The 13936-nt window shown below is 55.1% G+C and carries 13 protein-coding genes; 3 read left to right on the forward strand and 10 right to left on the reverse strand.

Annotated elements, in window-relative coordinates; genetic code table 11:
* The first annotated feature begins 51 nt into the window (after positions 1 to 51).
* The 3 genes from BM205_RS14285 to BM205_RS14295 all read left to right on the forward strand — a co-directional run bounded on the left by BM205_RS14285 (position 52) and on the right by BM205_RS14295 (position 3397).
* On the forward strand, positions 52 to 1026 hold the full coding sequence (locus BM205_RS14285) for a substrate-binding domain-containing protein (protein ID WP_092415552.1): 975 nt from the start codon (positions 52 to 54) through the stop codon (positions 1024 to 1026).
* Positions 1027 to 1124: 98 nt separating this feature from the next.
* Complete coding sequence (locus tag BM205_RS14290; protein ID WP_092415553.1) at positions 1125 to 2177, forward strand: sugar phosphate isomerase/epimerase family protein; 1053 nt, start codon at positions 1125 to 1127, stop codon at positions 2175 to 2177.
* A 2-nt stretch (positions 2178 to 2179) separates the two neighbouring features.
* The gene (locus tag BM205_RS14295; RefSeq protein WP_092415554.1) at positions 2180 to 3397 is read left to right on the forward strand and encodes a Gfo/Idh/MocA family protein; all 1218 of its coding nucleotides are present in this window, start codon (positions 2180 to 2182) and stop codon (positions 3395 to 3397) included.
* A 57-nt stretch (positions 3398 to 3454) separates the two neighbouring features.
* Here BM205_RS14295 and BM205_RS14300 read toward each other — a convergent pair whose 3' ends face one another.
* From BM205_RS14300 to BM205_RS14345, 10 genes are all read right to left on the reverse strand, one after another.
* Positions 3455 to 3991, reverse strand: coding sequence for a phosphoribosyltransferase (locus tag BM205_RS14300; RefSeq protein WP_014005912.1), 537 nt, complete (start codon positions 3989 to 3991; stop codon positions 3455 to 3457).
* Positions 3992 to 4020: 29 nt separating this feature from the next.
* Positions 4021 to 5334, reverse strand: coding sequence for an adenylosuccinate synthase (locus BM205_RS14305; RefSeq protein WP_092415555.1), 1314 nt, complete (start codon positions 5332 to 5334; stop codon positions 4021 to 4023).
* A 3-nt stretch (positions 5335 to 5337) separates the two neighbouring features.
* Positions 5338 to 6486 carry an ATP phosphoribosyltransferase regulatory subunit gene (locus BM205_RS14310; protein ID WP_092415556.1) on the reverse strand — a complete coding sequence of 383 codons (1149 nt, stop codon included), beginning with the start codon at positions 6484 to 6486 and terminating at the stop codon, positions 5338 to 5340.
* A gap of 202 nt (positions 6487 to 6688) precedes the next feature.
* Positions 6689 to 7585 carry a protease modulator HflC gene (gene hflC / locus BM205_RS14315; RefSeq protein ID WP_092415557.1) on the reverse strand — a complete coding sequence of 299 codons (897 nt, stop codon included), beginning with the start codon at positions 7583 to 7585 and terminating at the stop codon, positions 6689 to 6691.
* Complete coding sequence (hflK, locus tag BM205_RS14320) at positions 7585 to 8880, reverse strand: FtsH protease activity modulator HflK (protein WP_092415558.1); 1296 nt, start codon at positions 8878 to 8880, stop codon at positions 7585 to 7587. Before hflK ends, hflC begins: the two co-directional genes overlap by 1 nt.
* A gap of 83 nt (positions 8881 to 8963) precedes the next feature.
* Positions 8964 to 10082, reverse strand: a complete 1119-nt coding sequence (hflX, locus tag BM205_RS14325) for a GTPase HflX (protein WP_092415559.1) — start codon at positions 10080 to 10082, stop codon at positions 8964 to 8966.
* A 63-nt stretch (positions 10083 to 10145) separates the two neighbouring features.
* A complete protein-coding gene (hfq, locus tag BM205_RS14330; protein ID WP_019141241.1) occupies positions 10146 to 10382 on the reverse strand; it encodes an RNA chaperone Hfq in 237 nt (78 codons plus the stop codon).
* 145 nt (positions 10383 to 10527) lie between these two features.
* Positions 10528 to 11874 (reverse strand): ribosome biogenesis GTPase Der, encoded by a 1347-nt coding sequence (gene der, locus BM205_RS14335; protein ID WP_092358105.1) that lies wholly within the window; start codon positions 11872 to 11874, stop codon positions 10528 to 10530.
* A 196-nt stretch (positions 11875 to 12070) separates the two neighbouring features.
* Positions 12071 to 13222, reverse strand: a complete 1152-nt coding sequence (bamB, locus tag BM205_RS14340; protein WP_092415560.1) for an outer membrane protein assembly factor BamB — start codon at positions 13220 to 13222, stop codon at positions 12071 to 12073.
* 21 nt (positions 13223 to 13243) lie between these two features.
* Positions 13244 to 13894 carry a YfgM family protein gene (locus BM205_RS14345; protein WP_092415561.1) on the reverse strand — a complete coding sequence of 217 codons (651 nt, stop codon included), beginning with the start codon at positions 13892 to 13894 and terminating at the stop codon, positions 13244 to 13246.
* Between the last annotated feature and the right edge of the window lie 42 nt (positions 13895 to 13936).

The following is a 13936-nucleotide window of genomic DNA, read 5'->3' on the forward strand; positions in this document are numbered from 1 at the left end:
ATCATTTCAAACCGGATGCCGCTACCGGCACCATTACCTGGAGGAGATACCATGTATTCGATCAACCGTATTTTTAGCCGTGGCTTGTTATCGGCAGCCGCAGTGACCGTAGTGACCCTTTCTGCCCTGCCCACCCACGCGGCCGAAAAAGTCACGCTAGGCGTAGCCATCCCGACCGCCACCCATAGTTTCACCGCTGGCATCGTGTGGTGGGCGAATGAAGCCAAGAAAGAGCTGGAAAAAGCGCATCCGGACCTGAAGATCATCGTCAAGACCTCAGCTACAGCGTCGGAACAAGCTAACCAGCTGCAAGACATGTTGACCGTAAACAAAATCAATTCCCTGGTGATATTCCCGCTGGAATCGGCTGCGCTCACCCAGCCTGTGGCGCAAGTCAAGAACAAGGGCGTCTATGTCACCGTAGTTGACCGCGGCCTGACCAACACCTCCGCCCAGGACGCCTATGTCGCCGGCGACAATACGGCGTTCGGCAAACTGCCGGCCGAATATCTGGCGAAACAACTCAATGGCAAGGGCAATATCGTAGTTCTGCGCGGTATCCCGACCACTTTGGATAACGAGCGCTTCGACGCTTTCAGTGCTGTAATGAAAGGACATCCTGACATCAAGATCCTCGATGCAAAATTCGGCAACTGGAACCGCGACGATGCCTTCAAGGTGATGCAAGACTACCTGACGCGCTTCCGCCAGATCGACGCCGTCTGGGCGGCGGATGACGACATGGCAGTCGGCGTGCAAAAAGCCATCGACCAGGCCAAGCGTAGCGACATCAAGGAAATTTTCGGCGGCGCCGGCGCCAAGGGTGCGGTCAAGAAAATCATCGATGGCGACAAGATGATCAAGGCGGACGTTTCCTATTCGCCGAAATTCATTTACGACGCCATCAAGATGACTGCGGAAGCCCGCCTGAAAGGTGAAAAACTGCCGCCTACCACCATCATTCCGTCGGTCTTGATTACCAATCAAAACGCCAAGCAGTTTTACTTCCCTGATTCACCGTTTTAATTCGCCGTTTTTATTCACCGTTCTGGTTCGCGGCCGTAGTGCTGCCGCCTGCAGCACTACGCGTGACACAACGACCTTGCAACGAAAGGATTAGCGCCATGAAAACGATACAAGGTCCAGCCCTGTTCCTGGCCCAGTTCATGGGCGATAAAGCGCCGTTCGACACCTTGGAAAACCTGGCCAGATGGGCTTCAGCCCTGGGTTACAAAGCTTTGCAGCTGCCGACCGATGTGCGTCTGTTTGATTTGATGACAGCCGCCCGAAGCCAGACTTACTGCGACGATATCGCCGGCATGCTGGCGCAGCATGGCTTGCAAATCAGCGAACTGTCGACCCATCTGCAAGGACAGCTGCTGGCAGTACATCCGGCCTACGATATTTTATTCGACGGCTTCGCGCCGCCTGAACTGCGCGGCAATTCGGCGGCGCGTACTGCGTGGGCCGAAGAGCAACTCCATTGCGCGGCAATCGCCTCACGCCGGTTGGGCTTGCGCGCACACGTGAGTTTTTCCGGCGCGCTGGCCTGGCCTTATCTGTATCCGTGGCCACAGCGCCCGCCGGGATTGGTCGAAGCTGCGTTTGCCGAACTGGCGCGCCGCTGGCGCCCTGTGCTTGATGCTTTTGACGACGCCGGCGTCGATCTTTGCTATGAACTGCACCCCGGCGAGGATCTGCATGACGGCGTGACGTTCGAACGATTCCTGGAAGCGGTCGATCACCATCCGCGCGCCAATATCTTGTACGACCCGAGTCATTTCCTGTTACAGCAACTGGATTACCTGGCGTTCATCGACATCTACCACCAGCGCATCAAGGCTTTCCACGTCAAGGATGCCGAGTTTCGCCCTGACGGCCGGCAAGGCGTCTACGGCGGTTACTCCGGCTGGCAGGATCGCGCCGGACGTTTTCGTTCTCTGGGCGATGGCCAGATCGATTTCAAGGCAATTTTTTCAAAAATGGCGCAGTACGATTTTCCCGGTTGGGCCGTGCTGGAATGGGAGTGCGCGTTGAAACATCCGGAAGATGGCGCAGCCGAGGGCGCAGAATTTATCCGCAGCCATATTATCCGCGTCAGTGAGCGGGCCTTTGACGATTTTGCCGATGGCCAGGTACAGCCGGCGCAAATTGCAAAGATATTAGGATTGGACTAACCATGGGAATCAATCACGGCAAACAGGAAACCAGGCTACCAGGGCGTCTGCAGCGTTTACGGTTAGGCATGGTCGGTGGCGGCGACGGCGCCTTCATCGGTGCCGTGCATCGCATGGCAGCGCGCCTGGACGATCATTATGAATTGGTCGCCGGCGCTTTATCCAGCGACCCGGCGCGCGCGGCATCAAGCGCTGCTGCAATTCGACTCGACCCGGCTCGCAGCTATACCAGTTACGTTGATATGGCACGCCAGGAAGAGGCACGCGCCGACGGCATCGACGTGGTGGCCATTGTCACGCCCAATCATTTGCACGCACCGGTCGCCACGGCGTTTCTGGAGGCAGGCATCCACGTCATCTGCGACAAGCCGCTGGCCATTTCCTTGCAAGAGGCGCAAGAACTGGCGGCGCTAGCGCAACAGAAAAACCTGGTGTTCGCTCTGACCCACACGTATACCGGCTACCCGCTGGTGCGCCATGCAAAGGAATTGGTAGAGTCCGGCGCATTAGGTGAACTGCGGCTGCTGCAGGTGGAATACTCCCAGGATTGGCTGGCAGATGAAATACCTGCGGCCGCCGCAGCTGCCGCAAGCGGCGCGCAAGATCCAGGCGCACTCGGCTGGCGCTCGGATCCAGCCCGTAACGGCCCGGCCGGCACCTTGGGCGATGTCGGCAGCCATGCCTATCAGCTGGCGCAATACATCAGCGGCGCAACACCGACGCAACTGCTGGCCGAATTGCACACCTTTGTGCCGGGACGACAGGTCGACGATCATGTTCAGGTGATGCTGCGCTACGCCAACGGCGCGCGCGGAACCTTGTGGGCCAGCCAGGTAGCCACCGGTTGCGAAAATGCGCTACGGCTGCGCTTGTATGGCAGCAAAGCCAGCCTGGCCTTCGACCAGGAAAACCCGAACCAGCTATGGTTCACGCCACAAGGCGGCCAGGCGCAATGCATCACGCGCGGCCGTGCGTCAGGCCAGGCGGCGGCGCACGCCACGCGTGTGCCGGCCGGGCATCCGGAAGGTTACCTGGAAGCGTTTGCCCAGCTGTACGTAGACGCTGCTGCGCAAATCGCCGCGCTGAGCGGCGGGCAGCCCCTGCCCGACAGCAGCCGCTATCTGACGACTGTCAAGGACGGCGTATCGGGAATGAAATTTATCGAGGCCGTACTGCGCAGCCACGCGCAGGATTCGAGCTGGGTCGACCTGCCGCAATAGGGACGTAAAAAAGCCTCGTTGTGTGAGCAACGAGGCTTTCTTTGCAAGCGCGCTCGATTATCTCGATACGCCCTTTTTACTCCATGCTTCCAGCTGATGTGGACGCAGGCTATCGTACTCTTCGAAAGGCTGGTGAATCCATGGATTGGTCGGCAGGTAATCGACGTAAAAATCCGGCTTGAGCGAAGAACATGCCTTCCACCAGATTACCGCTGACTTCACCTCGGTTACCGGCGCATAGTTTTCTTTCAGGTGATGCAAGACCTTGTCCAGCGTAACGCCGGAATCGACCAGGTCATCCACCACCAGAACCCGGCCGGACAAGGCGCCGCGGCTCATGGTGATGTGTTTGCCGATATCGAGTTCGCTGCGAACCGTGCCGGCATCTTCGCGGTACGAGCTGGTCGACAAGATCGCCAGCGGCACATCGAAAATACGTGAAAACACGTCGCCCGGACGCAAACCGCCACGCGCCAGGCACAGCACCTGGTCGAATTGCCAGCCGGAGGCATGGACATTCAATACCAGTTTTTCAATTATGCGGTGATATTCATCCCACGAGACCCACAGGTCTTTATCATCTGATTTGTTCATATTGCTCTTATTTTGCAATTATTTTGCAATTATTTAAATGGATGGCGCAAAACGATGGTTTCTTCACGGTCAGGACCGGTCGAGACCATATCGATAGGCACGCCTACCAATTCTTCGATACGTTTGATGTAGGCACGGGCAGTCGCCGGCAAGGCATCCATGGATTTGGCGCCAACGGTGGACTCGGTCCAGCCTGGCATTTCTTCATAGATTGGCTGGCACAATGCAGCTTCTTCAGCGCCGACCGGGAAGATATCGACCGTCTTGCCGTTGAGTGTATAGCCGGTGCACAATTTCAGTGTTTCCAGGCCATCCAGCACGTCCAGCTTGGTCAGGCACATGCCGGACACGCCATTGATCTGCACCGAACGCTTCAGCAGCGCGGCATCGAACCAGCCGCAACGACGGGCGCGACCGGTGACGGTACCGAATTCATGGCCAACGCTCGCCAGATGCTTGCCAACGCCTTGGTCGGTCGCCAGTTCGGACGGGAACGGGCCGGAACCGACACGAGTAGTGTAAGCCTTGGTGATGCCCAGGATGTAGTGCAGCATGTTGGGACCGACACCGCTACCGGCGGCGGCATTACCCGCTACGCAGTTGCTCGATGTGACGAACGGATAAGTGCCGTGGTCAACGTCCAGCAGACTGCCTTGCGCGCCTTCGAACAACAGGCTGGCGCCGTCGTTGTAGGCTGCGTACAGGTCGCTCGACACGTCTGCCACCATCGGCCGCAGGCGTTCCACAGTTGCCAGTGCATCGTCCAGCGTCTTTTGATAATCGACAGCTGGCGCCTTCAGGTAATTGGTCAGGACGAAATTGTGATATTCCAGATTGGCTGCCAGCTTTTCGGCGAAGCGCTTCTCGTTTAGCAGGTCGGCAACGCGAATCGCGCGGCGTGCTACCTTGTCTTCGTAGGCAGGGCCGATCCCTTTGCCGGTGGTGCCGATCTTGGCATCGCCGCGCGCCGCTTCACGCGCCGCATCGAGAGCGGTGTGGTACGGCAGGATGATCGGGCAAGCTTCGGAGATTTTCAGGCGCGAAGCGACTTCCACCCCGACGGCCTCCAATTTATCGATCTCGCGCAGCAAATCGGGAACCGACAGCACGACGCCATTGCCGATATAGCAGGCCACGCCGGGCCGCATGATACCGGACGGGATCAGCTGCAACGCCGTCTTGTGACCGCCGATGACCAATGTATGGCCAGCGTTATGGCCACCCTGAAAACGCACAACTGCTTGTGCGTGATCGGTAAGCCAGTCAACGATCTTGCCTTTTCCTTCGTCGCCCCATTGGGTGCCAATCACAACGACGTTTTTTGCGGTGCTTTTCTGTAACATCACTTAGTCCAAATTTTTGATAATCCAGTTTCCATTTTCGAGTACGACCGCGCGGTCGCAATCGAACTCGTCTTGATCGTTTTCGTGGCCGGGCAGACTCTGGATCACAACTTCCCCAGCCTTGCGCAACTCAACGATCTTTTCCTTCAAACCTGCTTCAACTCCCCAAGGCGCATGAATTGCGCGCTTGCGGATTGCTACCGGAATCAGTCTTGCCAGCTCGCGCAAATCCATCGAGAAGCCGGTGGCCGGACGCGAACGGCCGAATGCCGCACCGACGTCGTAACGGCCGCCGCGCAATATGGCGTTCGGCAAACCGGGCACGTAGGCGGCGAAAATCAAACCACTTTCGTAATGATACCCGCGTAAGTCGGCTAAATCGACGGTAACGCAATCTTTCCCGGCGGCTTCCGCCAGGGTTTCCAGTTCGTCCAGCGCCTTGGCGATGGCTGGCAAAGCCGGCAACACCTGCCGCGCCTGCTGCAATACGCTGGCATCGCCATATAAACCGGGCAGCGCCAGCAAGGCGGCGCGGGTCTGTGGCTTGTAATTGACGCTGATGGTGCGTAAGCCAGGCAAATCCTTTGCTTCCAGCAACGCGACCAATTCGCTTTCATCCACTTTGGCGGCATCGTCGCCGCCGATAATTGTGCGCAAAATACCGACATGGCACAAATCCAGCCGCACCTGGGTAATTCCGGCCAAGGCCAGGGTCGCCAGCGCCAGTTCCTGGATTTCGGCATCGGCTTCAAGCCCCAGATGGCCGTAAATCTCGGCGCCGATCTGCAACGGTTCGCGGGTGGCGTGCAAGCCGATCTGGCGGGTATGCAAGACGCTGCCGACGTAGCACAGACGGGTAACCGACTCGCGATTCAGCAAATGCGCATCGATACGGGCAACCTGGGTGGTCATGTCGGCACGAATACCGAGCGTGCGGCCGGACAGCTGGTCAACCAGTTTGAAGGTCCGCAGATCGGTATCCTGGCCGGCGCCGGCCAGCAAGGACTCCAGATATTCCAGCATCGGCGGCATGACCAGTTCGTAGCCATACAAACGGAAATTATCCAGTATCAGGCGACGCAGATCTTCAATCTTGCGCGCTTCCGACGGCAAGACATCGGCAATATTTTCAGGGAGAAGCCAATTCGGCATATTAAAAATGAATCTAGGGAAAATTACTTTTGTGAATCAATTCGGCTAAAGGCTGAGGATTTGATTAATTTGATAAATTAATCAATCAATCGATTGTTTTTTTAATAAAAAAACAACACAAATATACGGCCGTCGAAAATAAGGAATGGCGCCTCAAGCGAGTGCGCCATTCCCGGACAACTTCAGTCTTGCAGAAAAAGACTTATTTTTTTGCGGATACCGCAGCTCCGCCGCCGGCCGGACTCCGGAAATATTTAAAGAATTCCGAATTCGGATCAACCACCATCAAGTCCTGACGGGTCTTGAAGCTGGCACGATAAGCTTCGAGGCTACGATAGAACTTGTAAAACTCCGGGTTCTGACCAAATGCCTGGGCATAAATCTGCGAAGCTTTGGCATCGCCCTCACCGCGCATCTTTTCTGCATCGCGATAGGCTTCCGCCAGAATCACCGTACGTTGCTTATCAGCATCGGCACGAATCTTTTCCGAATCGGCAGAACCGGTCGAACGCAATTCATTAGCTACCCGCAAACGCTCCGACTTCATGCGATCATAAACCGAGGCATTGATCTGGTCGACGTAATCCACCCGTTTCAGGCGGACATCAATGATATCGACACCGATCTGCTTGGATTCATCCTGCACCTTTTGACGAATCGAATCCATCACCTTGCCGCGCTGGCCGGAAATCACTTCACGCACGGTGCGCTTGGTAATTTCATCGTTCAAAGCGGCTTTGACGATTTGCGACATGCGGTCCTGAGCACGTTTTTCATCACCGCCGAAACTGACGAAATACAATTTCGGATCGGTAATCCGCCATTTTACAAAGGCGTCGATCAGGATATTCATTTTTTCCGCAGTAATAAAACGGTCTGTATCCGGCGGATCGATAGTCAAGACCCGTTTATCCAGGAACAGCACGTTTTGAAACGGCGGCGGCAGTTTGAAATGCAAGCCAGGCTGGCTAATTACCTGCTTCACTTCACCAAAAGCGAACAAGATTGCATATTGGCGCTGGTCAACCACAAAGATGGTGGAGAGCATCAGCCACAGCGCGACGAAGACGAATATCAGCAACGAGATAAGGCGATTCATTATCTGCCCTCCCGATCACGAGAGTCCCGGCTATCACGCGAACGATCATCCGTCTGCGGCCGCGATTCAATCGTGCTGGCGCCATCCTTCATCACTGAAGGGGCCGCACCGCTTGCTGCGCTACCTGAACCGGCACCCGGCACGGCAGCTGCCGCCGATTGTGCAATCAGCTTATCCAATGGCAAATACAATAAATTACTCCCGCTCTTAGCATCAACCATTACTTTTGTCGTATTCGCAAAAATTTGCTGCATGGTATCCAGATACATCCGGTCTCGCGTTACTGCAGGCGCTTTCTGGTATTCGGTCAGAACCTGTTTGAAACGCGAAGCATCACCCTCGGCGTTGGCAGTCACTCGGGCGCTGTACGCTTCCGCTTCCTGCAGCAAACGCGACGCCGCACCGCGTGCCTTTGGAATCACGTCATTGGCATAAGCCTGGCCTTCATTCTTTTGACGCTCGCGATCCTGTCCGGCTTTTACCGCATCGTCAAACGCAGCTTGCACCTGCTCCGGCGGTTGCACGCCTTGCATCGTGACATTGGTGATTTGCACGCCGGCCTGATAGTGATCCAGAATCCGCTGCATCAACTGGCTGGTATCCAGAGCCACTTTCTCCCGGCCCTCATACAGCACGAAATCCATCTTGTTTTTACCGACGATTTCACGAATCGAAGTTTCGGCCACCTGGCGCACGGTTTCTTCCGGATCGCGAATGTTGAAAATCCAGTCGGATGCACTCTTCAATGTGTATTGGACGGCAAACTGGATATCGATGATGTTTTCATCATCGGTCAGCATCAGGGCTTCTTTTGGTTGCTTGTTCTTGGCATTGGCGCGATAGCCGACCTCAACCGTACGCACCTGCGAAACGTTGACGATTTCATGGCTCTGAATCGGGTACGGCCAGCGCCAGTTGAAACCCGGGGTGGTCGAATGGCTGTACTTGCCGAAAGTCATCACAACACCGGTCTGGCCTTCCTGGACGGTAAAGAAACCGCTGGCCAGCCACAACAGGGCCACCACGACTGCAATCGCGCCGGCGCCGACTCCGGCGCCTTTCATGCCCGGATTGAAACCGCCGCCATTTGAATCGCTACCGCCGCCGCTCTTGTTACCCAGCCAGCGTGTCAGGCGTTGATTGAAATCTTGCCAAAGCTTGTCCAGATCCGGAGGGCCGCTGTTTGGCTTTTTGCCATCGTTGTTTTGCTTGTTGTCATTTTGTGAATTCCGACCCCATTGCGGATCGTTCAACGAAAATTTCAAGCCAAGTTTTTTGAATAAGGTGCCAAGCATTCGATCGTTATCTTTAAGTAAATAAAACAAATAGGTTGGAATGCTCGTTAGAGGCGTTTACTTTTATTTAATTTAGAACGGTTTTACACCTGCTGTGTGCTTTCGATGGCTGGCAGTGAATATGCCGTTGCCACCGGATTGCCGGTTACGAATTCGGTAATAGCCTGCCGCAACAAATCCAGACCCTGGCCCTTTTGCGCGCTAACAAAAACTCGCTGAATTTTATCATACTCATCACGTTCTACCCCCGGCTCCAGTTCTGCAACGTCGATCTTGTTCCACACCAGAATCTGGGGAATATGATCGGCGCCGATTTCTTTCAGCACCAGGTTCACCTGTTCGATTTGCTCCATACGCGCCGGACTTGCTGCATCCACCACGTGTAGCAACAAATCGGCATGGATGGTTTCTTCCAGTGTCGCCCTGAATGCAGCAACCAGTTGATGCGGTAATTCGCGAATGAATCCGACCGTATCGGAAATCACCACACTGCCCGCCTCGCCCAGATAAACCCTTCTGGAAGTGGTGTCCAGTGTTGCAAACAACTGGTCCGCTGCATATACACCGGCTTTCGCCAGCGCGTTGAACAAGGTTGATTTGCCGGCATTGGTGTAGCCCACCAGCGAAATCGAAATAGTCGCACTGCGCCCGCGTGCGCGCCGTTGCGTTGCATGTTGCCGATGTAGCTTGTCCAGCCGGGCGCGCAAGGCTTTGACCCGATCGCCTAACAAACGACGGTCGGTTTCAAGCTGGGTTTCACCAGGACCACGCAAACCGATACCGCCCTTTTGCCGTTCCAGGTGAGTCCAGCCGCGTATCAGCCGCGTTGCCAGATGTTGCAACTGCGCAAGCTCCACCTGCACTTTACCCTCATGGCTTTTGGCTCTTTGGGCAAAGATGTCGAGTATGAGGCTGGTGCGATCCAGAACCCTGACTTTTAGAACGCGTTCAAGATTGCGTTGCTGAGCCGGTGACAAGGCATGATTGAAAATGACGATTTCAAGCTCATCATCAAACACGGCGTCGGCTATTTCCTGTGCTTTGCCGGAACCGACAAACAAGGCGGCGTCCGGGCTGCTGCGCTTGCCGGTAATGGTGGCAAGCGGAACCGCGCCGGCTGACTTGGCCAGCAATGACAGCTCTTCGAGACTTGCGGCAAAGTCACCTTTGCCGAAGTCCACTCCGACTAGCGCTGCGCGCATGGGTTCATTCGTGTAGTAGCTGCGGCCCTTGCCGATAGCAAATAGTTATTCTGCTTCAAATAGTTATTCTGCTTCAGATTCAAGATTCAGATTGACAGCACGTGCCGGAACTACGGTTGAGATGGCGTGTTTGTATACCATTTGGGTAACGGTATTACGCAATAAAACTACGTATTGATCAAAGGATTCGATATGGCCTTGCAGCTTGATGCCGTTGACCAAATAGATGGAAACCGGGACGTGCTCTTTACGCAAGGCGTTCAAAAACGGGTCTTGTAACAATTGCCCTTTATTACTCATGGCTACTCCACTGTGTTGTTGTGATTAGAAGTCAAATGCAAATTAAATATAGAACCAATATGATTCTAGCGAATGACTCGGTGGGTGTTTTACGAATGTAAACGATTTTCGGATTTACTGCTCAGAAAAAAGTGTTTTTAAAAGATTATTTTTCCTGGCGCGCGTAAGGGTTCCGACTGGATCTGAACTCGATGCGTAATGGAGTCCCAACCAGCGAAAAAGTTTCTCGAAAATGTTTTTCCAGATAACGCTTATAGTTATCTTCGATCGATTCCAGGGCATTGCCATGGATGACCACGATAGGTGGATTCATGCCGCCCTGGTGGGCATAGCGCAGCTTCGGACGGATAGAGCCCTTGCGACGAGGTTGCTGATGCTCTACTGCCTCGATCAAGGCGCGCGTGAGCTTCGGCGTAGTCAGGTTGGACATGGCCGCTGCATAGGCGGAATCGATCGATTTCATCAAAGGCGTGATGCCGGTTGATTTCAGCGCAGAAATAAAATGGAATTTCGCAAATGAAAGAAAATTCAATTTACGATCCATATCCATCTTGATTTCATCACGGCGATCGCTGGTCAGGCCATCCCACTTATTAACGCCGACCACCAATGCACGCCCTGTCTCCAGCACGAAGCCGGCGATGTGGGCATCCTGCTCGGAAATGTCCTGCTGCGCATCGAGCAACAGCAAAACTACGTTGGCTTCCGAAATGGATTGCAAGGTCTTGACCACGGAAAATTTTTCGATAGCTTCGAAAACCTTGCCGCGGCGCCGGATACCGGCAGTATCGATCAACGTATATTTCTTGCCGTCGCGTTCGAACGGAATTTCAATCGAGTCGCGCGTGGTGCCGGGCATGTCGAACGCAATCACGCGCTCTTCACCCAGCAAGGTATTCACCAACGTGGATTTACCGACGTTCGGGCGACCGACGATAGCGATCTTGATGCCGCGATCTTCTTTGCCCTCTGGCTCGTCGACTTCCGGCGGCCGCTGTGCGAACGCCAGATCCAGCGACTCTTCCACCAGATCGGTGACGCCGTCGCCGTGGGCAGCCGAAATGACGTACGGGTCACCCATGCCGAGCTCATAGAATTCGGCGGTGACCGAGGTGTATTTCATGCCCTCGGATTTATTCACCACCAGCATTACGGAGCGGCCGGATTTGCGCAAAAAATCGGTGATGGTCTTGTCGTGCGGCGTCAAACCTTGACGGCCGTCGACGATAAAGATCACCACATCGGCTTCAGCTACCGCCTGCTTGGTCTGCTTAGCCATCTCGTGCATGATGCCGTCTTTGGCAACCGGCTCGAAACCACCAGTATCGATCACCAGGAACGGGCGTTCGCCGACCCGCCCTTCGCCATAATGGCGATCGCGAGTCAAGCCGGGCAAATCGGCGACCAACGCGTCACGGGAACGCGTCAGACGATTGAATAACGTCGATTTGCCGACATTGGGACGTCCTACAAGTGCAATTACTGGCTTCATTAAGTTGTTTTCACTAAGTTATTTTCACTAAGAACTTATTTATGATCTTACTGCGCGGGCGTGATTTGGCGTTAAACGGTGCTCGAAATCCTCATGTACCGAAGTACATTCCGGTTTCTCCGCGCCGTTTATCACCTACTGATCCCAGGTCAGCGCAGTTTGCTGAGGCTACAGATCCTAAACAGGTTCCAAACCATTACTCGGAAGTAACAGCAATTAGTGTTCCGGATTTTGTTTGAAAAATCACATTAGAGCCTGCCACCACCGGATTTGGCAGAACCGGGCTGCTATCTGCACGAATACGTGCTTTCAGTGCGCCGTCGTCACGTGACAAGAAGTGAATATAACCTTCAAAATCACCCACGACTACCGTATTGCCTAATACTACCGGAGTAGTCAGCACACGGTTGGCGAGCTGTTTGTTTTGCCATACTACCGCACCGCTGTCCACGGTGAACGCCGATACGGCGCCATGCTCGTCGGCGGCATACACGTTCTTGCCATCACTACCGACGCCAACACCGCTGGAGAACGGCTTGACCCAGTGCGCGGTGCCGCTGCCGGCATCAAAGCAGCCAACCCGGCCCTGGTAGGCAACAGCGCAGACGTCACGTCCGACAATCACCGGCGTGCCGGAAGCATCGGCAATCCGCTCCAGCTCTGTGGTGCCGCGTGGATCGCCAATTGCCATCTCCCACCATGGACCACCGTTAGTCAGGTTCAACGCTGACAGACGGCCGCCCGGCAAGGACAGGAAAGTTGCTTGAGGCACAACCAGGATACCCGGCGCCGAACGCAAAGTCAGTGTCGGCAAGGTACGCAGCACGGCCCAGCGACGTTCACCGGTTGCCACATCATAAGCGGCAACCCGATTATCCTGGCTGCGTACGATAACCAAGCCCTGGCCGACCGCCGGAGCGGACAATATCTCGCTGGAAGCTTGTGCCTGCCACAGTTTTTTGCCCTGGGCGTCAAACGCCAGTACGACACCTTTTTCGCCCGCCACCGCAACTGTAGTGCCGTCGCTGCCGGCGCCGCCGGTCAGATTCATGCCGGCCTTGATGCTCCAGGCAACCTTGCCGGTGGCGGCATCGATACGCGTAACAGTACCGTCGGCCGCCGCTGCGTAGACGCTATCGCCGGCAACAACAGGCGAGAAAGTGAAGATGGAGGCTTTGCCTATCGACTGGGTCCAGGCGGTGTGTACTTTGAGGCTTTGCGTAAACTCGACCAAAGGCGCCGGCGGATTACTCGGTTTCTTACCACTGAACAGGGAACAGCCGCCCAATACCAACAAGGCGCCAGCATAAACAACCGCAGTAACCGCTCGCATAGTCTTCACACGCATATTCTTCCTTTTTCCGAATTATCAGGCGGCAGCTTTGGCGGGAGCTCCGCCAATCGCATCAAGTTTCAATTGAATCAATTCCTTGCCAGGATTCTTGCTGCCCATCTTATCCAAAGCCAATTGGTAAGCGGCGCGCGCTTCGTCCAGCTTGTTCTGGGCTACCAGGATGTCACCCTTGCGATCAGCTGCAGCGCTGGCGAAAGGCGCCGGCAGATCTGCCGCCAGTACTTTCAAGCCATCGTCATAAGCCTTCTGGTCCAACAGGATGCCGGCCAAACGGATTCTGGCCAGCGCCTTGTAGTCTTCGCTGCGGCCATGATCGACCACCCACTGCAACTGATCTTTCGCTGTGTTCAGATCGTTTGCATCGAAAGCGACTTTGGCCGCCGACAGCGCAGCCATGCCGGCATAGGCGGTACGCCCGAATTTCTGCTCAATGTCGGTAGCGGCGCGCTGTACCTTGGCATTGTCTTTACTCGCCACGGCCTTTTGCTGCTCGTCGTAAAGCTGCGACGCCTGCAATGACTGGCTACGCTGGTAGTAATTCCAACCAGACCAGCCGGCGTAAGCGCCCAGGGCGATAATCACCACCCAGGTCGTCAAATTGCCGTATTTATTCCACCAATCCTTAAGCGTTGCCAGTTGTTCCTGTTCGTCGAGATCGAATGCCATATGATTTTAGTTTTTAGTGATGAAGGTAGTGGTAATTTCGGT

It is taken from the genome of Collimonas sp. OK307 (assembly GCF_900113705.1).
Taxonomy (GTDB): domain Bacteria; phylum Pseudomonadota; class Gammaproteobacteria; order Burkholderiales; family Burkholderiaceae_D; genus Collimonas.